This is a genomic window from Streptomyces sp. MP131-18, from assembly GCF_001984575.1.
GTDB lineage: Bacteria > Actinomycetota > Actinomycetes > Streptomycetales > Streptomycetaceae > Streptomyces > Streptomyces johnsoniae.
Genome location: NZ_LZNS01000001.1, coordinates 2,292,256 through 2,317,293, shown reverse-complemented (window position 1 = coordinate 2,317,293; position 25,038 = coordinate 2,292,256). Strand labels below are relative to the sequence as shown.

Genomic DNA, 25,038 nt, shown 5'->3' with positions numbered 1-25,038 from the left:
CCGGTGGACGGACTGGGGCGGCGGCTGGCCGCCGTCGCGGACACCGTGGGGCCCCGCACCGGCCTCGTCGTGGCCGCGGAGACGCCGGGCGGTGCCGCGGCCCTGTGCCGTGGCACCGCCGACCGCGCCGGTGCCACGCCGGTGACCGACCGCACGCGGTTCGAGATCGGTTCCGTCACCAAGACGTTCACCGTGCTGCTGCTGGCCGAGATGGCCGCGCGCGGCGAGGTCGCGCTGGGCGACCCGGCCGGGGCCCGCGGCCGGCCCATCACCCTGGAGCACCTGGCGACCCACACATCGGGGCTGCCACGCCTGCCGCGCGGCCTGCTGCGCACGGCCCTGCCCGGCTGGTTCACCAACCCCTACGGCCGCTACCCGCCGGAACGGCTGCTGCCCGCGCTGGCCCGCACCCGGGTCAGGCGCACGCCCGGCACGCGCGTGCGGTACTCCAACTTCGGTGTCGGCCTGCTCGGCCGGCTCCTCGCCGAGGAAGCGGGCACGGACTACGCCGCGCTGCTCGACGCCCGGCTGCTCGGCCCGCTCGGTCTCGGCGACACCACCACCGACCCCACGCTGCCGCAGGCCACGGGCCACTGGCGCGGCCGGCCGCTGCCGCCCTGGCAGATCCCGGCGCTGCCGGGCGCCGGGGCCCTGCGGTCGAGCGCCGCCGACCTGCTGCGTTTCCTCGGCGCGCACACCGCGCCCGACGCGGCCGCACCGAACGGCCCGCTGCACGCGGCGCTGCGCGAGGTGGTGCGCCCGCGCAGCCCGGGGCCCGGCGGGCCCGAGCTGCCGCTGGCCTGGAGCCGAAGGGCGCGCCCCGGCCACGCGCTGTACTTCCACTCCGGCGGCACGCGCGGCACGTCCACGTTCGTCGGCTTCTGCCCGGCGCCGCGCGTGCACGTCGTGGCCCTGGCCGCGACGGCCCCGACCCTGCGCGGGCGGTTCATCCAGGAGGCGTACGTGCTGCTGCGCGCGCTGGCCGCCCCGGCGGACCCGTCCTGACCTGTCCTGACCGTCCTGACCTGCGGCGCGGCCCGGTCGCGCGGGGTGGCGCATCATGGGAGGCATGCCCGAGGGAGACACCGTCAGCCAGGCCGCGGCGCGGCTGCACGAGGCGCTGGCCGGGCGGCGTCTGGTGCGGGCGGACCTGCGCGTTCCCCGGCTGGCGACCGCCGATCTGCGGGGCCGCACCGTGCGGGAGGTCGTGGCCCGCGGCAAGCATCTGCTCGCGCGCCTCGACGGCGGCCTGACGCTCCACTCGCATCTGCGGATGGACGGCTCCTGGCGGGTGTTCCCGGCCGGCCGGCGCTGGAGCGGTGGCCCGGCCCATCAGATCCGGGCGGTGCTGGACACCGGGGGGCTCGTGGCCGTGGGCTACCGCCTCCAGGTGCTGGATCTGCTGCGCACCGCGGAGGAGCACCGCGTCGTCGGCCATCTGGGGCCCGATCTGCTCGGCCCCGACTGGGACGCGGCCGAGGCGCTGCGGCGGCTCGCCGCCGATCCGGCCCGCCCGCTGGGCGCGGTCCTGCTCGACCAGCGGAATCTCGCGGGCCTCGGCAACGTGTACATGGCGGAGCTGTGCTTCCTGGCCGGGGTCACGCCGTGGCTGCCGGTGGGAGAGCTGGCCGATCCCGGCCGTCTCGTCGGCGAGGCGAGGCGGCTGCTCCTGGCCAACCGCGACCGCCCCGACCGCACCACGACCACGGCCACCCACCCGCGGGAGCGCGGCGTGCGGGGCCGGGCAGCGCCGCGGTTGTACGTGTACGGGCGGGCGGGACGTTCCTGCCTGCGGTGCGGGACGCCCGTCCGCATGGCGGCCACGGCGCACGGCGAGCCCGGCAGGGAGCGCCCCGCCTACTGGTGCCCGCACTGCCAGCGCGGTCCGGTCCCGCCGGGCTGAACGGGCGGGCGGCGAGGACTGCGCCGCCGGAAGATGGGCACTCGGAGATCACTCACGCACGGAAAGGCCAAGAAAGTGGAGATCTCCGGAATTATCAGCGCCATCGTGATCGGGCTGATCATCGGGGCGCTGGCCCGGCTGGTCCTGCCCGGTCGGCAGCGCATCGGCATCCTGTGGACGATGGCCGTGGGCGTCGTCGCCGCGCTCATCGGCACCGCCATCGCCGCGGGCCTCGGCGTGGGCGACACCGACGGGGTCGACTGGATCGAGTGGCTCATCCAGATCGCACTGGCCGCGGCGGGCGTGGCAGCCCTCGACCGCGTGAAGGCCCACCGCTGACGTATCGCACCGATCACGGCACATGTCGTCGCACCACGGGACGCCGTGCCGCCGACCGGTCACCCGGGCCGCCCCGCGGCCCGGAAAAACCGGTCGACGCGGGACCGCACCCCCGCGACAACTCCGCCCATGGATTCCGCCGCCGGTCAGACCCTGCCCAGGTGGATCACGCCGACCCGGCCCGGAGTGTGGTGTCCGCCCCGGGCCGGTGTGCGTTCACCGTTCCTGCTGGCCGTAGAGCGCGGTGACGCTCAGCAGGCCGGTGTCCGGGTCGGTGCAGCCGGTGATGCCGTCCAGTGGCAGGTACTGGCCGCCGGCCGCCTCGGGGGCCTGCACCCGCAGACCGGGGGCGGGGGTGGGGGAGCAGTCGGCCTCGGGGTAGTTCTCGGCCCGCGCGATCCGCAGGTCGGCCTGCGCGGTGCCGCCCGGCGCGAGCTCGACGGCGGCGGCCGGGCCGCGTTCCCGGCCCTGCGCGGCCGGGCTGCCGATCGGCTCGCCGCCTTCGCCGGACACGAGCGCGACGCCGGGGAACCCGAGCACCGCGCACGGTTCGGTGCCGTTGTTGATGAACGTGAGCACGTACGTCACGGACCCGGCGGCCCCGCCCGGGCGCCCGAGCGAGACGCCGAGCTGGCGGGCGTCGCAGTCCGGTGGCCCGACGCCCGCCGCGCCGGGCCCGTCGCCGCCTTCGGTTTCCCCGGTACCGCCGCTGCCGTCCTGCTGCCCGCCGTCCCCGGCGCCGTCGGTGGGGCCGCTGCCGCCGGGGTCGTCCGGCTCGGGCGAAGTGCCGGTGTCCCGGTCCTCCTCGGTGGGGCGTTCGGGTCTGTCGTCCTCCTCGGCCTCGGGCGCGGCGGAGGACCGTTCCGGGCCGGGCGGCGCCGGGTCCTGGGCCGAGGGCCCGGCGGTGACGGGCCCGTCGTCGCCCGGCCGCGCCATCGCGACGACGACGGTGGCTCCGGCGAGGCACACGGCGACGCCGGTGCCCACGGCCAGCACGCGGCGCCGCCGCCGGGCCGCGGCCCGGCGGCGCACGGCCGCGAACGCGCCGGGCGGCGGCGCGAGCCGCACCTCCTGCGTCCGGAACGCGTCGGTCAGCTCCGATGGTTCGTCCGGCCCGTCGGTGGGATCGGGTGGCTGGTACGCGTCATGTGGTGGTGTCATGCAGTCCCCTCAGTGCGATCCGCAGCCGTTGCCGGGCGCGGTGAAGGTCGCTCTTGACCGTGCCTGGCCGGCGCCGCAGCGCCGTGGCTATCTCGTTCACCGGCAGACCGGCGTAGTAGTACAGCAGCACCGGCGCGCGCAGGCGGTCGGGCAGGTCTTCGACGAGGCTGCGCACGTCGAATCCGTCGTCGGCGGCAGGGGAGTGCTCTTTCGCCGCGGCGCTCAGGTGCCGGGTGGCGCGGCGTTCGCGGTCCCGGCCGCGCCAGTGGTCCTTGACGAGGTTGGCGGCCACGCCGAAGAGGTACGCCTCGGGCCGCTCGACGCTGGACCAGCGCGACCACAGGCGGGTGAACGCCTCGGACGCGATGTCGTGCGCCGCCGCGTCGGATTCGACCAGTCCGCGGCACCAGCCCGCCAGCCGCGGGTAGAAGTCCTCGAACAGCGCCTCGGCCTCGTCGGCCCCGCTCACGTCTCCGCCCTCACAACCGGTCCGTCTTTCCCTCGCCCGTGTGCTCACCGCCGCTCGTGCCGCCGGTGCTTTCCGTCTCGCATCAACCCGTTACCACCCTCCCCCATCCGTTCGGGGGAGCTTGCCCCACCCCCAGGCTTGTGAGGTTGTCCAGGACCTGCGGGCGCTGCGCCTCCAGCCAGTCGCAGAGCTGCCGGAACGACACGAAGCGCACGTCGTCGTACGTGGCCATTTCGCGCAGCGCGTCCTCGACGGCGTCCATGTAGATGCCGCCGTTCCACTGCTCGAAGTGGTTGCCGAGGAACAGCGGCGCCCGGTTGGTGCCGTAGGCGCGCTCGAATCCGGCGAGGAACGCGCCGGTGGCCTGCCCCTGCCAGGTCGCGTACTGGGCCGGGTCGCCGTCGGTGTCGCCGCCGGACTGGTTGGCCAGCATGCTGTAGTCCATCGTCAGCACTTCGAAGCCGTGCCCGGGGAACGGCACCGACTGGAGCGGGAAGTCCCATATCCCGCTGTCGGTGCGGGCGGGCCACTGCTGGAGCCCGCCGGGGGAGCTGGCGTCGTAGCGCCAGCCGAGTTCGGCGGCGACGGGCAGCAGGTTCTGCTGCCCGAGCAGGCACGGGGTCCGGCCGCCGACGAGTTCCTTGCGGTAGTCGAACGGCAGCGGCTCCAGGTCGTCGAACCCGGTGTTGGTCCGCCACTGGCTGACGAACGCGTGGGCCTGCTCGATCTCGCTGTGCCAGTCCGCCTGGTCCCAGTGCTCGACGGAGCCGGTCCCGCCGCAGAAGTGCCCGTTGAAGTGGGTGCCTATCTCGTGCCCTTCGAGCCAGGAGGCGCGCAGCTGCCGCAGCGTCTCCCGGATGTGGCCGTCGTCGAGATAGCCGACGTCGGAGGCGCCGGGCGCGTTGCGGGGCGGCAGGTAGCGGTCCTTCTTCGCCTCGGGCAGCAGGTACAGGCCGGTGAGGAAGAACGTCATGCCGGCGCCCAGTTCGCCCGCAAGACCGCGGAACCGGTCGAAGAGGCCGTCGTCCAGCGAGGCGGCGCCGTCCCAGGAGACGACGACGAACTGCGGCGGCCGTTCCCCGGGGTCGAGGGCCCGCGCTTCGGGCTGGCCTGGCTGCGGGCCGGTGTCGGCGGTGGAGCCGTCGCCTATGAGCCGCGGGTTCTCCACGCTCGGCCCTTCCGGCGTTTCGCCGCCGGCGCCGTTCCCGCTGCCCGGCGTCGGGAAGTGTTCGAGCGCGCTGGCCGTTCCTGACCCGGTCGAGCCGTACCGGGCCGCCGCGTAGCCGCCGGCGCCGAGGACGCCGGCGGTGACGCCGAACCCGAGCAGGCTCCTGCGGCGCGGCCCGGACGGTGACGGTTCCTGCTGCTGGTCTCGTTGGTGCTGCCGGTGGCTGCCCATGTGCGGCTCGCTCTCTGTTGCCCCCGTCGCGATGTCCCGCGACACCGCGTCGACCCCGCAGGCGGTGGCGCGGTTGTCACAGGTCCGCAACAAGCGTTCGAGCGCGGTCGGCGGCCGGGCGGCGCGGGTAGGGCAGAAGTGGCCGAGGTGTGGGGGGAACATGTCTCGCTTATCCGAGTACACCAACTGGTGGGACACGCTGTGGAAAAAGCTGGGAGAGTTCGTCGCGACGCTGGCGGCGAGCGGGGCGATCGTGTGGCTGGCACTCACGCTGTCCGACGGGGCCCCGGTGCACTACTTCGGCGCGAAGGAAGCGACGGTCACGAGCAGCGGTCAATGTCACGACGGCGGCGGCCACACGAGCCCGCCCGCGTCCTGCCACGTGAGCTGGCGGTTCGCGGACGGCACCGCGGGGGACGGCCGGATCGACGCCAAGCCCGGTGAGGTGCCCGAGGGGTCCACGGTCCACGTGGCCGGTGACCAGGGGTACGCCTCCGAGGGCGATCTCGTCCTCGCCGCGCTCCTCTTCGGCATCCCCGTGGCCATGATGCTCCTCTGGACCCTCGTCCTCTTCCCGATGGCGGCCGTCCGCGACATCCTGCGCGCCCGCCGCCGTTCCGCCGTGCGCTTCCCCGGCTGAGGCCGCCCCCTGACCGGCGGTCGTGCAACTTTTCGGGGACGGTGAGTGTCGTACAAGTCGGCAACTTCGGCTACGGGGTGGGGGCGACATGATGGTCATCAATGGGCCCGGTTCGCGGGAGGACCGGCGCCGAGGGCTGATCGCGGCGTTATGCAACGCCAGTGGCCTGGGCGCGGGTTATCTCTACCTGCGGTTGTGGGGCAGGGCGGTGGGATCGTGGATCGTGACGCTGCTGCTGGTGGTGCTGGCCAACGCGCTCAACGCCAGTGACACGCCCCTGTTCTGGGGCGTGGTCTACGTGCTGTGGCTGGCCGTCATGGTCGCCGACGCCCGGCTACTCGGCCGGCACGTGGGCCGGCGCGGCCCCGAGGCGACCTCTCGCGCGTGGCTGCCGGTGGCGGTCGGCGCGACGCTGTTCGCCCTGGTCGCGGCCGGCCTCGTGATCTACCGCGGCGCGTCGGCGGACGAGTTGGCGAAGGCGGAGGACGCTCATGCGGCCGGGGACTGCGAACAGGCCCAGGTGCACTACGACCGGGCGGCGGCGAGCCGCTACGAGTTCACGCTCAGTCCGGCGGTGGCCGACGCCCGCGCCGGCCGCATCTCCTGCCGCTTCCTGCTCAACGGCGAGGAAGCGGCGGAGCAGGGCGCCCTGCCGCAGGCGATCTCCGACTACAACATCTACCTGAACCGTCACGATGGCGAGCCGCCCTGGCCCGCGGCCGAGGACCGGCTGGCCGAACTGCGCCTGGACCACGCCGCCATGCTGCTGGACCAGGGGACCGCCGATGGGCAGGTCGGCCGCTATCACGAAGCGTTCGAGCAGTACATGACGGTCCGGGACGAACACCCGGACACCCCGGCGGCCGAGGAGGTCCCCGGCCGGCTGAACGCCATGTTCGACACGGCCACCACGCCCATGGCCGACGGGCGCCCCTGCGAGACGCTGACCGCCCTCGAAGGGCTGACCACCCTGCCGGACCGGAGGGCGGGGCCGGAGGCGGACGAGCTGGCCGGGCGCGCCGAGGGGGTGCTGCCCGATGCGCTGTTCGCGTGCGGGGAGGCCCGTTACGAAGGGGAGGAGTACGCCGAAGCCCGGGAGGCCCTTGAGGAGTTGGTGACCTACCACCCGGACGACGCGCGCATTGACCGGGCGTCGGACCTGCTCGTCGCCATCGAGATCGACGAGATCCAGGCGGGCGCAGCCGGTGAACTCCCCCCGCCCACGGAGGCGGGCAGCACCTCGGGCGGCTCGGTCACGGTGGAGATCATCAACGATTCGCCCGAGGCGCTGGAAGTGCTCTACAGCGGCGAGGAGACCGGCACACAGCGGGTCAGCCCCTGCGAGGGCTGCACCACACACAACGACCTCCTGGGCGGCTACGGCGGCTCGGCGTGCGCCTCGGACATCGACCGTCCCACCCTGACGCTGGAGCTGCCGGCCGGCTCGTACGAGGTCGTGGTCCGCGCGCCGTCGGACGGGTCGGTCTCGCCGTTCTACGGCAGCTGGGAGTTGACCGACGGCACGGCATACAGCGACTGCTACTACATCTCCGAATCACAGTGGGGCTTCTGACCCCTCTCCCCGCTCCCACGCCCGCTCCCACGTCCGCTCCCGTTCACGCCGGTGGCCCGCCGCCCGCCGCGTCAGGGGCGGGGTCCGGTCGGGCGGCAGAAGACCAGCAGGCGGCCCAGAGCGGCATGACCAGCGACAGCGCCGCGGGCCGCTTCCGCCAGGCGGCGAACCCGATGCGGATATCGACCCGTCGCCGCCGGAGGACGGTGGCGACCAGCAGCACCAGCGCGGCGCTGAGGAGTGCTTGGGGAGTGACCCATAGCCCGAGATGGTCAAGGCCCCGGTGGCACCGGTCTCGGGGTCCAGGGTCACCACGAACCGCCGGGCGAGCCGCTGCCCGAGCCACCACCCCCACCCCGCGAACCCGGCCGCCCCGACCACGGTCACCCCGCGTATCCGCCCCATGCGAAGAAGTATGCCGAAGTCTTACACCGGCGTAGCGCCGTCGATCGAGTTCACGAAGTCGATCAAGGCGCGGTGAGCGGTCCGCTTGTCCGGATCGGGGAAGCGGATGTTGTGCCGGAAGTAGCGGTGGAAAGCGATGATCAAGGCGGCGTGCTCGATCTCCACGGGCAGCGTGGCGGCGTCCTGGTCGGTCAGGGGAATGACGGAGCAATAGCCGTCGACCAGGGCTCGCACCCGCGTGGGAATGAGCATGTTGTTCTCCTGCGCGAGGCCGACGGCGGCCATACCCAGGTCGAGAAGCGGGTCGTCGAGGGACACCGTCTCCCAGTCCAGAATTGTCAGCCGAGAGTTCTCGCTGACGACGAGGTTGTCGGCGAACAGGTCGCCGTGAACGATCCTGGGTTGCCGTCGGGCCTCGCTCTCGGCGGCACGGACGCGGCGCAGTCCGGTGGTCAGCCAGTCGGCGAAGGCGCGGTCCTCGAACTGCGGGATGCGTTCCAGGTGAGCCGGGGAGAGGCGCCGGGTGCCGATCGGGACTTCTTCGAGGCCGGACGAGGCGGGGTCGAGGAGGTGGAGCTGCGCGAGGGCGCGGCCCGCCTCCGGAAGCAGGGCCACCGGCAGCGGTTCGATCACCTCACCGGCCACCCACCTCTTCAGTATCGCCGTGGAGTCGCCCAAGGGAACGGTCAGCGACCCGTCGCGGGCGGGCACGACCTCGGTGGTGGGGATGCCCAGACGGAACAGCGCCTGGGTGTGCACGGCCAGGCGCTGAGCGCTGTGGGCATCGTGGTTGTCCAGGACGGTGAGGACGAACTCGCCGCTCGGGCTGGAGACGCGGAAGCTGGAGTTGGCGGCGCCGCCGGTCAGACCCGTCAGCTTCGGCTGCTCGATGCCGTAGCGACCGGCCAGCACTGGCACGTCGATCTGGTCGAGCGTGGTGTAGTTCGCCACGGGGTCAATCTCCTCTGATTGCAGCGACTTCCCGCTGCCGGTCGGCGACGAGCGCCGTCCATCGGGCTTGGGTCTGCTGCCTGCCGTCCAGCCACTGTGCGGCGGGCAGCCCGGGGGGCGGCGGGTCCCCTGCCATGAGGTGGGCCAGCTCCAGCAGGTAGGCGAACTCCTCGCCCCGCACCGAGGCGCGCAGCCGGTCCCGTGCCTCCGCCAGCAGGGAGGGTGAGCCGAGGACCGCGGCGTGGAAGCAGCCGGCGAGGTGCGCGTAAGCGACGGAGGAGCTGAGTCCGGCTTCCTGGGCCAGGGCGGCCACCTGCTCGGCGCGTTCCGGCAGATCCGGTGCCATGCCCGCATCCCGCACCAGCTCGGCGATCCGCACCTGGATCTCCGCCCAGCGTATGGTTGCCTGTCCCAGCAACTCGTGTGCTCGACTGATCTGTTCCGCGGCCCGTGGCCGGTCCTGGAAGGCAGCGGCAAAGGCCAGGCACGCCTGCGACAGCGCAGCCTCGCCGGGCTGTCCCGTGCTCAGGGCCTCGTCCCGGCCGGCGGCATAGGAGGAGCAGGCCGGCGCGATGGCGCCCTGGCTCCACCACAGGTCGCCCAGAACGCGGTCACGTCGGCCCTCGGCGCCCAGTGTCTCGGCCGCGTCGCGGACCTGCGGGAATCGCCCCACCCGGCGGGCGAGGTGGGCCTGTCCACGGGCGGCCGTCGCGGCCAGGCGGCCCCCGACGCCGATGACCTGCTGCATGCCGGCCAGGGAAGCCTGGAAGTTGCCCAGGTCCCGGTCACACTCGGCGAGGAAGTATTGCGGCAGCTCGCGTAGCACCGCCGGTAGTTGGCCGGAGGCGAGGACCGCCCGCAGCGTTTCGGCGGTCAGGCTGCGGTGTCGGCGCTGCCGGTCGGCGATGGCGACCAGCGTCACCGACAGCGCGTGAGCCGGGGTGGTGATCGAGGCCGAGTCGTTCACATCGGTCCCCGCCGCACCGAGGGGTTCCCAGAGGGAGTCCGCCACGTACTGGAAGGCGGCCTCTTCCAGCCAGCCGAGGTCGAGGCGGTACTCGTTCGCCAGCCGCAGTCCCTGGCGGAGGGAGGCCACCAGCCGGGTGCGGTCCCGGTCCGCCTCGCCGCCCAGGGCATGGAACGTGCGTAAGGCTGCCCGCTGCCAGTCGGCGTCGCTCCAGCGGTCCTCGCTGGTGGAGTCCGCCTCCCGGACGGTCTCGCGGATCAGGTCGTGCAGCCGGAACGGCCAGGGGGCGGCCGGGTCGGCGTCGACGAAGGGGCGCTCGACCAGGTCCATCGCGGGAGCATCGTGGTCCAGGCCGGAGGCGGCGGTGGCCAGGCTGATCGAGAAGAAGTCGAGCAGGCTCACCGAGCGAAGGACCCGTCGTGTCTCCGGCGGCAGGTCGCGGAAGGTGCGGACGACCAGGGCGGGGAAGTCGAGGTCGAGTTCGTGCACCGCAGGTGTGCGTCCGTTGCGGCGGTACAGGTCCAGGAACCGCATCACGGCGAGGTCGAGGTAGAGCGGCAGGCCATAGGAGTTCCGGGTGATCAAGTGGCGCGAACGGTCGTCCAGCAGCGGCTCCCCGCCGATGGTCAGCCGCTCGCGCAGGTAGATCTCACAGTCCTCGGCGGACAGGTACCCCACCGTGTGCTGCCGGGGTTCCTCGTGGACGCCGCCGACGAGCTGCGGCCAGAACTCCGGGCCCGCCCAGTCCAGCTGTCCCTCGAAGGCCGCGTCGGTCCACTGAAGCCGGTTCCGGCCGGTGATGACGAACAGTGCGTTCGGCATCAGCCACACCACGCGCTGGATCAGCTTCTCCAGATCCCGGTGGCCCCGGTGGCCGACGTCCTCGAACGTGTCCAGCAGAACGACCGGCGTGACGCGGTGCTCCTCCGGGAGCTGCGACAGATCCCAGGCGAGCAGGTGAGCGAAGTAGCTGAGCGTGTCCTGGTTGGGCTCGGCCTCCAGCAGGTCGGTCAGCCGCCGGCAGCCGGCCAGCGCCCGCACGCGGTGGCGCCGGTCGCGCAGCGCGCCCACCAGCGACCGCAGGCCGAGACCGACCAGCGATCCGGTAGTGCCGGGGAAAGCAATGGCCGCGGCGGCGTCGGCGAGCACCGACTGCATCTGCTGGGAGATGGTGCCGGAGCCGGGCAGCCGACTGAACCACGTCCGGCGCCGCAGGTATTCATCCAGCGGCTCGCCCGGGTGTGTGGTGTGCCAGTAGCGCTGAAAGGCGACGTCGAAGGCCGGCATCGCACGGCCCAGCTCCGCCACCGCCAGCCGCAGAGCCAGCATCAACGACTCCAGGTCCGCCCCGGTCTCGCGGGAGAGGTCGATGCGGAGGGGCAGTACGCGGCCCACGCTCGGGTCGAGCGGCGGCCAGTCCTTCCGGCCGGTCGTCTCGTCCGCGAGCCGGTCGGCCACGCCACGGGACAGGGTCGACTTGCCGATGCCGCCGACGCCGTAGAAAACGAGAACGTTGCGGCGCGGGGCTTCCAGATCCTCGACATCGAACCCGGGCGCACGTACCCGTTCGGCATGACGTACCAGGCTCTCGGCGACGGACGCCCACTCGCCCTGCCGGTCGGCGAAGAAATCGACCGCCTTCAGCACGCGGTCGTTGGACCGGAACAGCGCACGCAGATCAGACCCGGACACCCAGCACCCCATCCCACGAAGACAGACCCATCCAGCTCAACAGCCTGCCTGATGGAACGTCAAGCAGCATGTGATGCACGCCTTCGCGTTCACGCCGGGGGGCCGGGGAGGCGGCGGCGTTTGAGGCGGGGGTCGACTCGGCGGGCGGCCCATAGGACGGTGGTCCGGAGCATTGTCAGTGACTCGCCCGACGCGAACTGGAGCCGCCGTGCGCCGCCGCGCATCGCGGCCATGTCCAGCACGATGAACACCTGGCCCCCCAGCATGATCTGATCGCCGCGCCGCACGGTCCCGGCGTCGACCTCCACCGACACCAGCACGCCGTTCTCTCCCGAGGTCACCGCCGGTTGCCCTTCACCACGGCGAAAAGTTGCAGCATGCCGCACAGGCTGCGCTTCAGAACGCAGACGTGGTACGTCAGCTCGTCGGGCGTGGCCAGGGGGAGCGCCAGTGCCTCGGCCTCCGCGAGGGTCTGGCGCGCGACGATCACCACCGCCTGTTCGAGTCCGGCCCGTGTCGGCCGTGCCGCGGTGATGCAGTCCTGGCAGAGCCCGGAGTACGGCACCGACGGCAGAATCGCGCCATATTCTCCGGGCGCCGCGCACAGCCGGCAGCACGGCCGGGCCGGAGCGGCCACGGTCTCGACGAGGGGGGTCATGGGGGTTTTCCTCCCTGAGGTGGGTTGCCCAACTACTTGACGTGTCTCTAGCGTTACGCAGTGGGAAAGCCCCTGCACAGGAGGGGTAGGTCCCGACAGGTTTGATGGGACGGGGAGGCATATGACATTCGAGCCCGGCGAGCTGACGCCGGACCGCTCCGCGCGGCACTTCTACGGAGCGGACCTGCGCAGGCATCGCATGAACGCCGATTTTTCGCTGGCCGCGCTGGCCGGAGAAGTGCCCTGTAGCAAGAGCCAGTTGGCGCGGATCGAGACGGCCGAGTCAATACCGCCTCCCGGCCTGTCCGAAGAGTTTGACCGGGTGTTCGACACGGATGGTCACTTCACCCGGCTCTACGGACTGGTCAGCCGCGAAATCCATCCAGAGCAGTACCGGCGGCGCATGGAGATCGAGTCCCGCGCCCGCACTATTCGCGAGTACGCCGGTCTGCTGGTGCCCGGCCTGCTCCAGACCCGCGACTACGCGCAGGCCCTATTCCGCGCCACGAACCCCAAGGCCACCGAGGAAGACGTGCAGCAGAAGGTGGCCGCCCGGCTGAGCAGGCAGCGCCTGCTCATCGGCGACAACGCACCGGACGTTTCGGTGGTCCTCGACGAGGCAGCCATCCGTCGCTCACTCGGCGGTCCAGCCGTGATGCGGGCTCAGCTGTCCGCCCTGATCGATGCGGTGAACACCGCCACCAGCGTGGTGCAGCTCCTGCCCTTCAACCATGGCGAACACGCCCTGCTCGGGGGCACACTGACCTTGATGACGCTCAAGGACGGTGCGACCTTCGCCTACGAGGAGAGCATCGACTCCGGGACCCTGATGGAGGACCGGGAGCGCGTCAACGCCCGGCTGCACGCGTACGACCTGCTCCGGTCGCACGCGCTGTCGCCGAGTGAGACCGCAACGTTCATCCGATCAGTAATGGAGGCCCTGCCCGCATGAGCAACACCCCTGACCTCTCCGGCGTTGAGTGGGTCAAGTCGAGTTACAGCAATGGGGGCGGCGGTGGATGCGTCGAGTGGGCGCCGGGGGTTGCCGTCGTGTCCGGTGTGGTTCCGGTCCGTGATTCGAAGGTGACGGATGGCCCGACCCTTGCCGTTCCGTTGGATGCCTGGGAGGCGTTGGTTCGGCATGTCGGACGCTGAGTGGGTCAAGTCGAGTTACAGCAACGGGGACGGCGGCGGGTGCGTCGAGTGGGCGCCGGGGGTTGCCGCGGTCACCGGCATCGTGCCCGTGCGTGATTCGAAGGTGGTGGATGGGCCGGTGCTGTCCGTTCCGTCCGATGCCTGGGACGCGTTGATCCGGTACGTCGCCGTGTGAGTGCGGGTGGCGGTGGCCTCCGTGGTCGCCGCCACCTGTTCGGAACGTGTTCCGGACAGCGGGAAGGCTGTCCAGTGCCGTGGCCGGGCCCAAGAATGATGCGTGGCTCTCGCCACCATCACTCGGAGGATCTGTGTCAGCACAAAAGTGGGTGTCCGCGCTCGTCTGTCTCGTCGCCATGGCAGGTATCGGGGGCACCACACCCGCGACGGCTGCCGCCGGGACGACCTACTACGTGGACGTCCGCGCGGGTGAGGACGGCAACGACGGGACGAGTGCGGACGCGCCCTGGCGGACGCTGGACAAGGTCAACGACGCGGAGTTCGCGCCCGGCGACACGGTCGCGTTCCGCCGCGGTCAGGAGTGGGACGGCGCGCTGCGCCTGTCGGACAGCGGCACCGCCGCCGCGCCCATCACCGTGACCGCCTACGGCGACGACCAGGCGGCCCCGCCCGCCATCGGGGGCCCGGCGGCCACCGAGTGCGTGCTCATCGTGGGGTCCCGCTGGCACCTCACCGGGCTGCGCGCCACCGGCTGTGCCTGGTCCGGCTTCGAGATCCGGGGGAGTCACAACACCCTGGCCGACGTGCACGCCGACGCAAACGCCGCCGGAGTCGTCATCGGCGACGGGGCCGCGTTCAACACCATCCGGAACAGCACGTTCGCCGACAACAACAAGATGAGCGTCAACACCCCCGGTGGCTCCGACGACTCCGGCGCGTTCGGCATCCTCATCAACGGGGACGACAACACCGTGACGCGCAACGTCATCACCGGGAGCCGGGCCGAGAGCCACGACTACGGCTACGACGGCGCCGCCGTCGAGATCTTCGACGGCGACCGCAACCGCGTCGAGTACACCATCGCGCGCGACAACCTGACCTTCGCGGAGCTCGGCCGCGGTCCCGGCGCGACGGCCGACGGCAACCTGTTCGCCTACAACGCCGTCACCTCCCGCCACGAGGGCGGGGCGTTCCTGGTGACCAGGGGGGCCGAGGACGTCAACGGCCCGGTGCGCGGCACCACGGCGGTCAACAACTCCGTCAGCCTGCCGGGCCAGGACACCGAGGGCTGGGTCTGCTACGCCGGTTGCGGCCCCGACATCCTGACCCTGCGCAGCAACGTCGTGTCGGTGGGCGGGCAGACCGGCTTCGAGGACGGCGAGGGCGCCGACGAGGACCACGGCATCTACCAAGGGTCCCGGTCCCGGTTCGAGCCCGGCCCGCACTCCCGCCACGCCGATCCGCTGTTCGTCAGCGACACCGACCTGCGCCTGCGGGCGGGCAGCCCGGCCATCGGCGCCGGCGCCCCCGCCGGCTACACCTTCGACCTCGCCGGCCGTCCGGTCCCCGCCACCGGGCCGGACGCCGGGGCCTATCAGTTCCAGCCCTGACGACCGGCCAGGCGCACGTGGATCAGGCCGTGCGGTAGGCGTCGATGACGGTCACGGTGGACGTGGTGCCGTCCGTGCCGGACACGGAGCCGCGCAGCGACACCGTTCCCCCGGCCGGCGGGTTCTCCACCGTGAACGCGCCGTCCGCAACGGGCGCGTCCTGCCAGGTCGTTCCGCCGTCGAAGGAGACTTCGGCCGATACGTCGCCGTCGGCCGGGCCCTGGACGGCGACCGGAACGGTCAGTGCCGCGCCGCCCGGTGAGGTGCCGTCCGGCGCCACCTCGGGCGCGAACCGCACGACCGACAGCGGGAGCTGTTCCGCCCTCTCCTCCGACACGTGCGCGGAGTCGAAGCCGAACGACACACTGACCTCACTGCTCAGCGGCCCCGCCCGGCCGGCCGTCATGGCCAGCTCGTACCGGCCGTTCTCCGCGGGCAGTCCCGTCATCTCCATGTACCCGGCGTCCTCGAACCGGGCGATCTCCTCGCCGTCGTGGGTGAGCGTCGTCAGGCCCGAGGTGAGGACGGACTCGCCCGTATTGCCCGCGGCGTCGCTGAACAGGCCCACTGAGCCCCACATCATGTCGCCCTGCCGGTAATACCCGTCCCAGTAGCCCAGTCCCGGGCCGAAGACCGGCACGTTGACGGCGGCCTGAACGTGCTCGCCCGCCCGGTACGTGCGGGGCTCGCTGTCGAAGCCCTCGTACTCGTTGGGGCTGCCCGACACCGAGAGGCTGTACGTCCACGCCGTGTCACCACCGGTGACGTAGACGTCCGTCGTCGCGGGCAGGGGGCGCGAAACGGAGTTGGAACCGTAGGCGTCGGCGTTGAGCCACAGCGACCCGCTCGTGCCCTCGGTCACCGCGTTCTGCGTCAGTTCGATGCGGGCGAGGTCGGACTCCGCCACCCGTTCGGTCAGGCCGGTGAACCCGGTGCCCTCGCGGCGGAACGCGGAGTGGTACTCGGTGTCCTCGCCGCTGTGCCAGCTCTGGTACGCGGCGGCGACCAGGGCGTCCGCGGGCAGGTCGGGGCCGATGTGCCGGGTGCGGATCAGCGGGCGGTCGATGTCGCTGCCGATCTCCATGACGTGCGGCGTCCTGACGTTGAACGCCTGGCCGCCCGGTTCCGCGCCCTCGTCGAAGACGGTCAGGTCGATCGGCTCCGCCTCCCGGTTGTCCAGCGCGACCGTCGTGTCCGCGCCGACATCCGGCAGGGCCGCGGTGTGGCGGACGCGCTCGATCACCTCCTGGCCGTCCGGCGACCACTTGGCCTGTTCGACGACGAGCGCGTAGGTGCCGGGGGTGGCCCTGACCTCCGCCGGGGAGTTGCCGCCCTCGCCGAGCCAGTAGACGTCGCCCGTGTCCAGGTTCTCCGCGAACGCCGTCCACACGTCGACGGGGTTGCCGTCGTCGCCGGTGATCTCCACGGCCAGCCGGTAGGTCTCCTCCGCGCGTTCCACCGCGCCCGCGGTGCGGATCTCGGTGCCCGCGCCGGTGCGGTCGTCCGTGGCCGTGACGGTCAGCGTGAAGTGGCCGGTGGCCTCGCCGCCGACACGCGTGTCGGCCGTGACCGGCACGGTGGCCGTGCCGCCCGCGGGGACGGTGACCTCGTCCGCGCCGAGCGTGAACATGCCCTCGGGGGCGGAGGTCGAGAGCGACAGGCCGAGCGTGACGTCCTGCTCGCCGACGTTGCGGTAGGTCAGGTCGCGGACGGCCGGCTCGTCGTCCTCGTGCGGCCAGGCGGCGGTGCCGAAGTCCAGCGACACCGGTTCCGCGACGACGGTCTGCTCGATGGCGCGGGCCACGTCCAGGCGGCCGGAGCCCTGCTGCATCTCCGTCGAGTCGTCGTCGGCCGGGTCGGTGGCCGAGCCGACCAGCGCGGCCTTCAGCCGGTCACCGTCCCAGTCCGGGTGGGCCTGCGCCAGCAGCGCCGCCGCGCCCGCGACGTGCGGCGTGGCCATGGACGTTCCGGAGATCGCCACGTAGCCGTCGGCGACCGGCTCGCCGTCCTCCGCCACCGCGCTGCCCTCGGCGGCTGCCGCGCCGATGCCGACGCCGGGGGCCGTCAGGTCCGGCTTGACCAGTCCGCCGCCGCCCGCTACGGGGCCGACCGAGGAGAACTCGGCGAGCGCGTCGGCGTCGTCGACCGCGCCGACCGCGAGAGCGGCCTCGGCGGTGGCCGGGCTCGACACCGAGCCGGGTTGGTTCCCGCTGTTGCCCGCGGCGACGACGAACAGGGTGCCGGTCTCGGCCGACAGCCGGTTGACGGCCTCCTCCAGCAGGTCGACCCCGGGGGCGTCCGCTCCGCCGAGGCTCAAGTTGACGACGTCGGCGTCCTGTTCGACCGCCCATTCCATGCCCGCGAGGATGCCCGACTCCAGGCCGTAGCCGTCGTCGTCGAGGACCTTCGCGTTCAGCAGCTCGGCGCCGGGCGCCACGCCGGTGAAGGCGCCGCCGGAGTGTGCGCCCGTTCCGGCGGCCGTGGACGCCACGTGCGTGCCGTGGCCCTGGCGGTCCGCGAGATCGGCGGCCTCCGAGAAGTTCTCCGCGGCGACGACCTTGCCGTCCGCCAGATCCGGGTGCGAGGTGTCGATGCCGGTGTCCAGGATCGCGATGCGGGTGCCCGTTCCGTCGAACCCGGCCTCCCAGGCCGCGGGGGCGCCCACCTGCGGAACGCTCGTGTCCAGCAGGGCCTGCCGGACGGCGTCCAGCGCGATACCCGCCACCCCGTCGTTCCCGGCGGCCCGCGGGTTCGTCAGGGAGGCCCAGGTCTCGGCGGCGGTCGTCTCGTCCAGGACCCGCGCCCGGCCGTCGACGGCGGTCAGGTCGGCGCGGGCCTCGGCCGCGGCGGCGGCGTTCTCGTAGGTGACGATGACCGGCAGCCCGCCGTCCGCCAGCCGGTCGTACTCCGGCCGGTTCAGCTCCGTGACGTCGAACAACTGCCGTTCGACGACGCCGCGTTCGACCAGGCCCCGCGCGTCGTCCGGCACGACGAACAGGTGGTCACCGTCCCGGTGCGCCGTCGCGCCGATGCCCTCCCGGCCCTCGGCCGGAAGGAACTGCGCGAAGCCGCCGTTCGCGTCGAGGCGGACCCGGTCCCCGGTGACCAGCAGCACCGTGTCCCCTGGGCCGCCAGCCGCGCCGTCGAAGGCGGCGGTGGCGGTGCCGGTGGCGGTGGCCGCGGCGGGCGGTGCCCCGAGCGCCGCCCCTGCCAGCACCACGGTTAAGGCCGCGGCGGCCCCGGCCGGTATTCGTTTACGAAGCGTCATGCAAACTCCCCTGCGCGTACGGACGTTGACGAGCCCACCACGGGGAGGACGCTGGGACAAGTAAGCGGTCGAACGGGTGGGTGCCGCCGGTCGGGTGGCTTCGGGGGGTGGCGGGATGATCCCCTCCGTCTCGTACGTTGGGGGAGCGCAAAACCTTCTACAGCGTGGAGATGGGTTACATGCCACTCAAGGGCGAGTACGAGCCGAGCACGGTTAAGCTGATCCGGGACCAGGTCGAGCAGTACGAGAGCTCCGGCGGCACCGAGGGCACGACGCTGCGCAATATGGTCGGTCCGGACGATGCGAAGCGGCGGGACCTGCCCGTCGTCATCCTGACGACCCTGGGCGCGAAGAGCGGCAAGATCCGCAAGTCCCCGCTCATGCGGGTGGAGCACGACGGGGCCTACGCCGTGGTCGCCTCCCTGGGCGGCGCCCCCAAGCACCCGGTCTGGTACCACAACGTGGTGGCCGACCCGCGGGTTGAGCTCCAGGACGGCCCCGTGCGCCAGGACATGGTGGCGCGCGAGGTGACCGGGGAGGAGAAGGCCGTGTGGTGGGACCGGGCCGTCGAGGCGTATCCGGACTACGCCGACTACCAGGAGAAGACGGACCGCGAGATCCCGGTCTTCGTGCTGGAGCCGGCCGCCGAGCCGCACTGACCCCGGCGCGGGGCGGCGCAGGGCGGCCCCGGCCCTGCGCCGCGTTCGGCCACGTTCGGCCGCGTGCGGAACTGCCGTGGTGGGTCAGCTCAGCGGGCCTTCGTGCACATTGTGCTGGCGCAGCTCGACCGCGCAGCGCGCTGCCGTGACGAAGTCCGTGTCGTCGTGGAGAACGACCAGACCGTGGTAGGCGGCAGTCGCGCAGATCTGAAGATCCACGGAGGAGAGGGCCTGGTGCAGCCCTCGCTCCGCCGCACGCCACTGAAGCCCACCGATCCAGCCGCCGGCCGACTTCGGCGGAGCGACGTCGTCGTACAGCTCGTCGAACATGTCCCGGAACAGCTCGTACTCCTTGAGCCCGCGGGCGGACCTCAGAAACTCGGCACGCTGCGGATAGCAGGACAGGATGTCCCCGTCCGCGACGACCGGCCGCCAGCGGGTGTGCAGATCTCCGCTCCGGAGCAGGCGCCACAGCGCCGACGAATCCACGAGGTATCGGATCACGCCGGGGGCTGCCCCTTCTCGGCCCGGCGGGCCGCCTCCGCCCCTTCGAGGTCCCAGTCCTGGGCCAGCTCGAAGTAGCGGTCGTAGGCGGCGGCCCGGCTCCGGCGCTTGTTGTACTCCCGCAGTGCCGCTGCCACGGCCGCCGTCTTGGTCCGGTGGCCGCCCAGCCGCTTCGCCGTCTCCAGGGACTCGTCATCGATGTCGATGTGCGTCAGTGACATCTCGCTCCTATGTACATGGCGAAAGGTGCCCTCCTTCGAAATTGTACATCTGGTGCTTCCGGCGGCAGGCCGGAGCGCCCCGGTGCGCCGGGGATATGAGAGGGTCCGACCGAACGGACCGGGCATACCGGGTGGACGAGGCGGGCGCGTGTGGTGGAGCTGAGGCAGCTGCGGTACTTCCTCGCCGTGGCGGAGGAGCTGAGCGTGACGGCGGCGGCCCGCCGGTTCCACATGGCGCAGCCCGCCCTCAGCCAGGCCATCACCAAGCTCGAACGGCAGCTCGGCGCCGCCCTGTTCGACCGCGCGGGCGGGCGGCTGCGGCTGACGGCCGCCGGGCGGCTGCTGATGCCGGAGGCGCGCGCACTGCTGGAGCGCGCGCAGGAGATCACCGACCTGGTGCCGCATGCGCAGAGCCCGGAACGCACGGTCCTGCGGATCGGCTCGATCGCCTCGGCCGTCTCGGGGCTGCTGCCGCGCGTGCTGCCCGCATTCCTCGTCCGGCACCCGTGGGTGCTGCCGCGCGTGTACGAGATGGGGCAGCGCAGGCAGGTCGAGGCGGTGCGGGCCGGGGACATCGACATCGGCGTCTGCCGCCTGCCGCGCGTGGCGGACGACGGCGCGGCGGTGCGGGTGCTGCCGCTGGGCGACGAGCGGCTGTGCTGCGCCGTTCCCGAGGGGCACCCGCCGGCCGCCGGGCCCGTTCCGCTGCGGACGCTCGCGGACCGGGACCTGATCGGTTTCCCGCGGTCGCTCGCGCCGGTGGCCTACGACACGATCGTGGCGGTGTGCATGCGGGCCGGCTTCTCGCCGCGCTTCAGCCAGGAGGCGCACAACGACCAGGCCATTCTCGGCCTGGTCGCCTGCGGTCTCGGTCTCGCCCTGGTCCCGGACATGACGACGCGGGTCGCGGTCCGCGGCGTGTCCTACCTGCCGCTCGCCGAGCCGTACGCGGTCACCCCGCTGTCGGTGATCGTCCACGCGGCCAGCCCGCCGGAACCGGCCCTCCTGCTGCGCGACGCCCTCCACGCGGCCCGCCCGTCCCGCTGAGCCCCGCCCCGGCGGGGGCGGGGCGGCCGTCTCAGGCCGCGGGTGCGGGGAAGCGGGTGGCGGACATGGGGGTCAGGTCGAGGTCCGTGCCGCCGTGGAGAGCGAGGTCCGCGGCGATCCGGCCGAAGGCCGGGGCCATCTTGAAGCCGTGGCCGGAGAAGCCCGCCAGCACCAGCGCGCGGTCGGTGCCCGGGAGGCGGTCGACCACCGCGGTCCTGTCGGCCGTGTAGCCCTCCATGTACACCGCGTACCGCAGCGGGTCGGGGTGCAGCCCCGGGAGGAAGCGGCGGACGGCCTCGCCGACGGGGCGCAGCCGCCGTTCGTCCAGGTCCCGCGTGTACGCCTCGGTGCCTGGCAGGTCGCCGAACACGTCGGCGAACCCGGTCTTGACGGACATCCCGTCCAGCACCGGCACGCCGAAGAGGTGCACGCCCTCGGTGTCGCGGATGAACGCGGGGAAGCGGTCCTCGGCGTAGACCGCCGGGTCGCCGGCCGGGGCGAACCAGGTCAGGACCAGCGGCCGGACGGTCAGGTGCGGGGCGAGGGCCGGGATCAGCTGCTCGCTCCACGGGCCCGCGGTGAAGATGACGGTGCGGGCGGTGTACTCGGTGCCGCCCGCCGTGATCCGCACCCGGTCGTCCTCGTACCGCACGGCCGCCACGCGGGTGTGCGGCAGCAGCCGCGCGCCGTGCTCGCGCGCCTGTGCGCAGGCGGCGAGGACGGCCGGCTCGGGGCGCAGGACGCCGCCGCCGCTGTCGAGGATGCCGATTTCGCCGTCGTGGACGAGGTGCTGCGGGTAGTGGGCCGCCAGCCGCTCCGGGTCCAGGACCTCGTGGTCGAGGCCGTGCTCGTCGACGGAGGCGAGGACGTTGCGCATCTGCGGCAGTCCCGGCCGCCCGATCGACAGGCAGCCGGTGGGGTGGAACAGCCGCTGCCCGGACAGTTCCGAGAGGTCCTGCCACAGCTCGCGGGCCAGGCGCAGCAGCGGAACGTACGCGGCGCCCTCGTGGTAGGCCATGCGGAACAGCCGGGACTCGCCGGCCGAGGCACCCCGGTCGTGCCCCAGGCCGTACTGTTCGAAGCCGATGACGGACGCGCCCGCGCGGGCGAGCTGCCAGGCGGTCATGGAGCCCATGGCGCCCAGGCCGATGACTGCGATGTCGGCATCCATGCGTGAAGGTCCTTTCGGATCGGTCCTGATCAGGAATGTTCGGGGGAGGGCCGCCGGGTGCCGCGGGCCAGGAGCAGCGCGAGGGCGGTGAGGACCAGGCCGAGCGCCGTGTAGCTGCCGGCCAGGGCCCAGACGGCGCCCGCCGCGATGATGGTGGGCGTGAGGGTGACGGTCAGCGTCTCCAGCGGCGCGAGCGGCAGGTAGGCGAGGCCGAACTCGTCGAGCGTGCCGGACTTCAGCTTCGGGTCGCTCATGCGCAGCAGGGCCACGCCGGTGGACACCGAGCCGGTCGCCCAGCCCCAGGTGAACAGCGCCTTCTCGAACCAGCCCGCGTCGAACACGCGGGGCGCGACGACGAGGAACAGCACGAGGCACATCGCCAGCCCCAGTGCGAACAGCAGGAGCAGCGGCGTCAGGTAGTCGGCGACGAAACTCGGCACGATGGAGGCGATACCGCACACGATGAGCACGTCCGTGGCCGATCCGGACACGCTTCTGATCGTCTGCGGGTCCACGTAGCCCCAGGCCGGGGTGCGGCCGACCAGCAGGCGCAGCAGCAGGCCGACGAGGAACGCGACGGCGAACACCGGCACCGCGAAGTCGGGCCACAGGTCGCCGATCCACTCCGAAAGCCCGTAGGCCGCCGCCGAGACCGCGGCCACCAGCGAGACCTGGAGGGCCAGCGGCTCGATCGACACCGGAGAGGTGGTGGCCGTGCCGGTGGAGGTGCGGTCGTTCTTCTCCCGGATCAGGCCGGAGCGCAGCTCGTCCGGCAGGTTGCGGAACGGGCCGATGCCGCCCGCGTGCCCGCGGCGCGCGCCCCAGTTGGTGATGATGATGCCGCCGACGATGCCGACCAGCATGCCGACGGTCGCGGCGGTGAAGCCGAGGGACGTCGCCTCCTGCCAGCCGTCCTCCTCGAACGCCGTGCCCAGCGCGGCGGCGGTGCCGAAACCGCCCGCCCAGCCGGCGAACAGCAGCGTGCCGAACGCGTCGGGGGTATCCCACACCGGGCCGAGGAGAAGCAGCGCGAAAGCCACCCCGATGCCGACCTGCACGGTATACATGCCGATCGAATAGAGCGAGAAATTACCGGTCGAACGACCGAATCCACTGAAGCCCGATTCATTGGAGAGCGCGAGACAGGCGAATACGACCACGATGAGAACGGACGCGTACGTGCCCAACTGGTCGGAGAACGGCAGCACATCGAGCACTTCGGGGCCGAGCAGTAGTCCGAGAAAGCCCGCGATGACGCTGGAGGGAAGCATCAGCCGCTGCACGATCCCCAGGTGGGCGCGGGCCAGCGCCCCCACGACGAGCAGGGCGGCGATGAGCCCCGCGTCACTCAGAAGTGACCAGGGGGTGTATTCCATCCGAACGCCTCCTCAATCGCAGTCAACGCCGGTTTTCTATCACCGGCGAACAACCTGCGAACAGAGGCAAAGCCATACGAAGAAGAGATGGAGCCATACACGTCGGATATGGCTCGGAAATCGATCCCGGACGGAAGAATAATGCCGCCCACGGCCGGCCCGCACCGCACCCCCCGCACCCGCCCCCCCGTACCGCGCCCCCGGCGTCCTGCGCCTACGCTCGTGGGCGTTCGGCCGGGGGCGGGTCCGTCCCCGGCGTCACCGAGAAAGGAACCACGCGCCCATGCCGGTCTTCGCCGTCACCTACACCTACGTCGACGACGCCGCTGCCCTCGAACGGCACCGCCCCGTGCACCGGGACTACCTGCGCGGCCTCGTCGAGCGCGGCGTCAACCTGTCCTCGGGGCCGTGGGGCGCGGGCGAGCGGCCCGGCGCCCTGCTCCTCATCCGCGCGGACACCAAGGACGCGGCCCTCGCGTGCACCGAACAGGACCCGTTCCGCGTGGCGGGGCTGGTCGCCGAGGTCACCGCGACCGAATGGCGCCCGGTGATGGGCCGCCTCGCCGAGGACGCCGGCTGAGCCGAGGACGCCGGCTGACCCCTTTGACGTGCCGTTTTGTGCATGGTGTTTTTAGGGGGCCCTAAGGGGTACCTGCGCATGCGGCGGCTCCCTAGCGTGGCACCATGGCGTATCAGCTCTTCACTTCGGAGTCCGTCACCGAGGGCCATCCGGACAAGATGGCGGACCGGATCAGCGACACGATCCTCGACGCGCTGCTCGCCGCTGACCCCGCCTCCCGGGTCGCCGTGGAGACCCTGATCACCACCGGACTTGTCCACGTGGCGGGCGAGGTCACCACCACGGGATACGCCGACATACCCACCCTCGTGCGCCAGTGCGTCCTCGGCATCGGCTACGACTCCTCCGCCAAGGGCTTCGACGGCGCCTCCTGCGGCGTCGAGGTGTCCATCGGCGCGCAGTCCCCTGACATCGCGCAGGGCGTCGACACCGCCTACGAGAACCGGGTCGAGGGCGACGAGGACGAGCTGGACCGGCAGGGCGCCGGCGACCAGGGCCTGATGTTCGGCTACGCGTGCGACGAGACGCCCGAGCTGATGCCGCTGCCCATCCACCTCGCGCACCGGCTCTCCCGCCGCCTGTCCGAGGTCCGCAAGGACGGTACGATCCCCTACCTGCGCCCCGACGGGAAGACGCAGGTCACCATCCAGTACGACGGGCCCAAGGCCGTGCGCCTCGACACCGTCGTCGTCTCCAGCCAGCACGCGAGCGACGTCGACCTCACCACGCGCCTCGCCCCCGACGTGCGGCGGCACGTCGTCGACGAGGTGCTGTCCGGACTGGAGCGCGACGGCGTGAAGCTGGAGACGGACGGGTACCGGCTGCTGGTCAACCCGACCGGGCGGTTCGAGATCGGCGGGCCGATGGGCGACGCCGGGCTCACGGGCCGGAAGATCATCATCGACACGTACGGGGGCATGGCGCGGCACGGCGGCGGCGCGTTCTCCGGCAAGGACCCCTCGAAGGTGGACCGTTCCGCCGCGTACGCGATGCGCTGGGTCGCCAAGAACGTGGTGGCCGCCGGGCTCGCCGCCCGCTGCGAGGTGCAGGTCGCCTACGCCATCGGCAAGGCCGAGCCGGTCGGTCTCTTCGTGGAGACCTTCGGCACCGCCACCGTCCCGGCCGACCGTATCGAGCGGGCCATCTCGCAGGTCTTCGACCTGCGCCCGGCCGCCATCATCCGCGACCTGGACCTGCTGCGCCCCATCTACGCACAGACCGCGGCCTACGGCCACTTCGGCCGCGAACTGCCCGAGTTCACCTGGGAACGCACCGACCGCGTCGACGCCCTGCGCACCGCCGCGGGCGCCTGACCACAACGGGGGGAAGACC

Annotated in this window: 25 protein-coding genes; 13 read left to right on the top strand and 12 right to left on the bottom strand. The window is 72.4% G+C overall.

The window, feature by feature from the left end:
* Positions 1 to 3 precede the first annotated feature (3 nt).
* The 3 genes from STBA_RS10085 (at position 4) to STBA_RS10075 (ending at position 2,242) form a co-directional block, all read left to right on the top strand.
* A complete protein-coding gene (locus tag STBA_RS10085) occupies positions 4 to 1,005 on the top strand; it encodes a serine hydrolase domain-containing protein (protein ID WP_253194617.1) in 1,002 nt (333 codons plus the stop codon).
* A 64-nt stretch (positions 1,006 to 1,069) separates the two neighbouring features.
* Entirely contained in the window at positions 1,070 to 1,903 is an 834-nt protein-coding gene (locus tag STBA_RS10080; RefSeq protein ID WP_077063223.1) for a DNA-formamidopyrimidine glycosylase family protein, read from the top strand.
* Between the two features lie 75 nt (positions 1,904 to 1,978).
* A complete protein-coding gene (locus STBA_RS10075) occupies positions 1,979 to 2,242 on the top strand; it encodes a GlsB/YeaQ/YmgE family stress response membrane protein (RefSeq protein ID WP_077058921.1) in 264 nt (87 codons plus the stop codon).
* A 216-nt stretch (positions 2,243 to 2,458) separates the two neighbouring features.
* Here STBA_RS10075 and STBA_RS10070 read toward each other — a convergent pair whose 3' ends face one another.
* The 3 genes from STBA_RS10070 to STBA_RS10060 form a co-directional block, all read right to left on the bottom strand.
* Positions 2,459 to 3,403 carry a DUF4232 domain-containing protein gene (locus tag STBA_RS10070; protein WP_077058920.1) on the bottom strand — a complete coding sequence of 315 codons (945 nt, stop codon included), beginning with the start codon at positions 3,401 to 3,403 and terminating at the stop codon, positions 2,459 to 2,461.
* Positions 3,387 to 3,872 (bottom strand): sigma-70 family RNA polymerase sigma factor, encoded by a 486-nt coding sequence (locus STBA_RS10065; RefSeq protein ID WP_077058919.1) that lies wholly within the window; start codon positions 3,870 to 3,872, stop codon positions 3,387 to 3,389. The genes STBA_RS10070 and STBA_RS10065 overlap by 17 nt, the downstream gene beginning before the upstream one ends.
* 82 nt (positions 3,873 to 3,954) lie before the next feature.
* Complete coding sequence (locus STBA_RS10060) at positions 3,955 to 5,433, bottom strand: hypothetical protein (RefSeq protein ID WP_253194615.1); 1,479 nt, start codon at positions 5,431 to 5,433, stop codon at positions 3,955 to 3,957.
* Here STBA_RS10060 and STBA_RS10055 point away from each other — a divergent pair.
* Both STBA_RS10055 and STBA_RS10050 read left to right on the top strand, forming a co-directional pair.
* Positions 5,432 to 5,911, top strand: coding sequence for a hypothetical protein (locus tag STBA_RS10055; protein ID WP_143659465.1), 480 nt, complete (start codon positions 5,432 to 5,434; stop codon positions 5,909 to 5,911). The genes STBA_RS10060 and STBA_RS10055 overlap by 2 nt on opposite strands.
* Positions 5,912 to 5,999: 88 nt before the next feature.
* Positions 6,000 to 7,484 carry a tetratricopeptide repeat protein gene (locus STBA_RS10050; RefSeq protein ID WP_077058917.1) on the top strand — a complete coding sequence of 495 codons (1,485 nt, stop codon included), beginning with the start codon at positions 6,000 to 6,002 and terminating at the stop codon, positions 7,482 to 7,484.
* Between the two features lie 426 nt (positions 7,485 to 7,910).
* On the opposite strand, the gene STBA_RS10045 is transcribed toward STBA_RS10050, so the two are convergent.
* The 4 genes from STBA_RS10045 to STBA_RS10030 all read right to left on the bottom strand — a co-directional run bounded on the left by STBA_RS10045 (position 7,911) and on the right by STBA_RS10030 (position 12,157).
* Positions 7,911 to 8,840 carry a phosphotransferase gene (locus tag STBA_RS10045; protein WP_077058916.1) on the bottom strand — a complete coding sequence of 310 codons (930 nt, stop codon included), beginning with the start codon at positions 8,838 to 8,840 and terminating at the stop codon, positions 7,911 to 7,913.
* A gap of 4 nt (positions 8,841 to 8,844) precedes the next feature.
* The gene (locus STBA_RS36345; RefSeq protein WP_107485200.1) at positions 8,845 to 11,499 is read right to left on the bottom strand and encodes an ATP/GTP-binding protein; all 2,655 of its coding nucleotides are present in this window, start codon (positions 11,497 to 11,499) and stop codon (positions 8,845 to 8,847) included.
* Positions 11,500 to 11,588: 89 nt separating this feature from the next.
* Complete coding sequence (locus STBA_RS10035; RefSeq protein ID WP_077058914.1) at positions 11,589 to 11,840, bottom strand: hypothetical protein; 252 nt, start codon at positions 11,838 to 11,840, stop codon at positions 11,589 to 11,591.
* Positions 11,837 to 12,157 (bottom strand): hypothetical protein, encoded by a 321-nt coding sequence (locus STBA_RS10030; protein ID WP_077058913.1) that lies wholly within the window; start codon positions 12,155 to 12,157, stop codon positions 11,837 to 11,839. The genes STBA_RS10035 and STBA_RS10030 overlap by 4 nt, the downstream gene beginning before the upstream one ends.
* 121 nt (positions 12,158 to 12,278) lie before the next feature.
* On the opposite strand from STBA_RS10030, the gene STBA_RS10025 reads away from it, so the two are divergent.
* The 4 genes from STBA_RS10025 to STBA_RS10010 all read left to right on the top strand — a co-directional run bounded on the left by STBA_RS10025 (position 12,279) and on the right by STBA_RS10010 (position 14,880).
* Positions 12,279 to 13,109 (top strand): helix-turn-helix transcriptional regulator, encoded by an 831-nt coding sequence (locus STBA_RS10025; protein ID WP_077058912.1) that lies wholly within the window; start codon positions 12,279 to 12,281, stop codon positions 13,107 to 13,109.
* Positions 13,106 to 13,312, top strand: coding sequence for a DUF397 domain-containing protein (locus STBA_RS10020; protein WP_077058911.1), 207 nt, complete (start codon positions 13,106 to 13,108; stop codon positions 13,310 to 13,312). Before STBA_RS10025 ends, STBA_RS10020 begins: the two co-directional genes overlap by 4 nt.
* Positions 13,299 to 13,487, top strand: a complete 189-nt coding sequence (locus STBA_RS10015; protein ID WP_077058910.1) for a DUF397 domain-containing protein — start codon at positions 13,299 to 13,301, stop codon at positions 13,485 to 13,487. Before STBA_RS10020 ends, STBA_RS10015 begins: the two co-directional genes overlap by 14 nt.
* Before the next feature lie 133 nt (positions 13,488 to 13,620).
* A complete protein-coding gene (locus STBA_RS10010) occupies positions 13,621 to 14,880 on the top strand; it encodes a right-handed parallel beta-helix repeat-containing protein (RefSeq protein WP_253194613.1) in 1,260 nt (419 codons plus the stop codon).
* Positions 14,881 to 14,902: 22 nt separating this feature from the next.
* Here STBA_RS10010 and STBA_RS10005 read toward each other — a convergent pair whose 3' ends face one another.
* Positions 14,903 to 18,148: a S8 family serine peptidase gene (locus STBA_RS10005; RefSeq protein WP_143659464.1), complete on the bottom strand. Its 3,246-nt coding sequence runs from the start codon at positions 18,146 to 18,148 to the stop codon at positions 14,903 to 14,905.
* Between the two features lie 179 nt (positions 18,149 to 18,327).
* Between STBA_RS10005 and STBA_RS10000 the strand changes: the two genes are divergently transcribed.
* The gene (locus STBA_RS10000) at positions 18,328 to 18,807 is read left to right on the top strand and encodes a nitroreductase family deazaflavin-dependent oxidoreductase (protein ID WP_077063220.1); all 480 of its coding nucleotides are present in this window, start codon (positions 18,328 to 18,330) and stop codon (positions 18,805 to 18,807) included.
* A gap of 84 nt (positions 18,808 to 18,891) precedes the next feature.
* On the opposite strand, the gene STBA_RS09995 is transcribed toward STBA_RS10000, so the two are convergent.
* Positions 18,892 to 19,311, bottom strand: a complete 420-nt coding sequence (locus STBA_RS09995; protein WP_077058908.1) for a PIN domain-containing protein — start codon at positions 19,309 to 19,311, stop codon at positions 18,892 to 18,894.
* Positions 19,308 to 19,532, bottom strand: coding sequence for a type II toxin-antitoxin system VapB family antitoxin (locus tag STBA_RS09990; RefSeq protein WP_077058907.1), 225 nt, complete (start codon positions 19,530 to 19,532; stop codon positions 19,308 to 19,310). The genes STBA_RS09995 and STBA_RS09990 overlap by 4 nt, the downstream gene beginning before the upstream one ends.
* Positions 19,533 to 19,682: 150 nt before the next feature.
* Here STBA_RS09990 and STBA_RS09985 point away from each other — a divergent pair, with 150 nt between their 5' ends.
* The gene (locus STBA_RS09985) at positions 19,683 to 20,579 is read left to right on the top strand and encodes a LysR family transcriptional regulator (RefSeq protein WP_079251832.1); all 897 of its coding nucleotides are present in this window, start codon (positions 19,683 to 19,685) and stop codon (positions 20,577 to 20,579) included.
* A gap of 31 nt (positions 20,580 to 20,610) precedes the next feature.
* Here the strand turns inward: STBA_RS09985 and solA are convergent, their stop codons facing one another.
* A complete protein-coding gene (gene solA / locus STBA_RS09980) occupies positions 20,611 to 21,750 on the bottom strand; it encodes an N-methyl-L-tryptophan oxidase (RefSeq protein WP_077058906.1) in 1,140 nt (379 codons plus the stop codon).
* Between the two features lie 29 nt (positions 21,751 to 21,779).
* On the bottom strand, positions 21,780 to 23,126 hold the full coding sequence (locus STBA_RS09975; protein ID WP_077058905.1) for a sodium:glutamate symporter: 1,347 nt from the start codon (positions 23,124 to 23,126) through the stop codon (positions 21,780 to 21,782).
* A 283-nt stretch (positions 23,127 to 23,409) separates the two neighbouring features.
* Here STBA_RS09975 and STBA_RS09970 point away from each other — a divergent pair, with 283 nt between their 5' ends.
* Positions 23,410 to 23,706, top strand: a complete 297-nt coding sequence (locus STBA_RS09970; RefSeq protein ID WP_077058904.1) for a YciI family protein — start codon at positions 23,410 to 23,412, stop codon at positions 23,704 to 23,706.
* 104 nt (positions 23,707 to 23,810) lie between these two features.
* Positions 23,811 to 25,019, top strand: a complete 1,209-nt coding sequence (gene metK / locus STBA_RS09965) for a methionine adenosyltransferase (protein ID WP_077058903.1) — start codon at positions 23,811 to 23,813, stop codon at positions 25,017 to 25,019.
* Positions 25,020 to 25,038 lie beyond the last annotated feature (19 nt).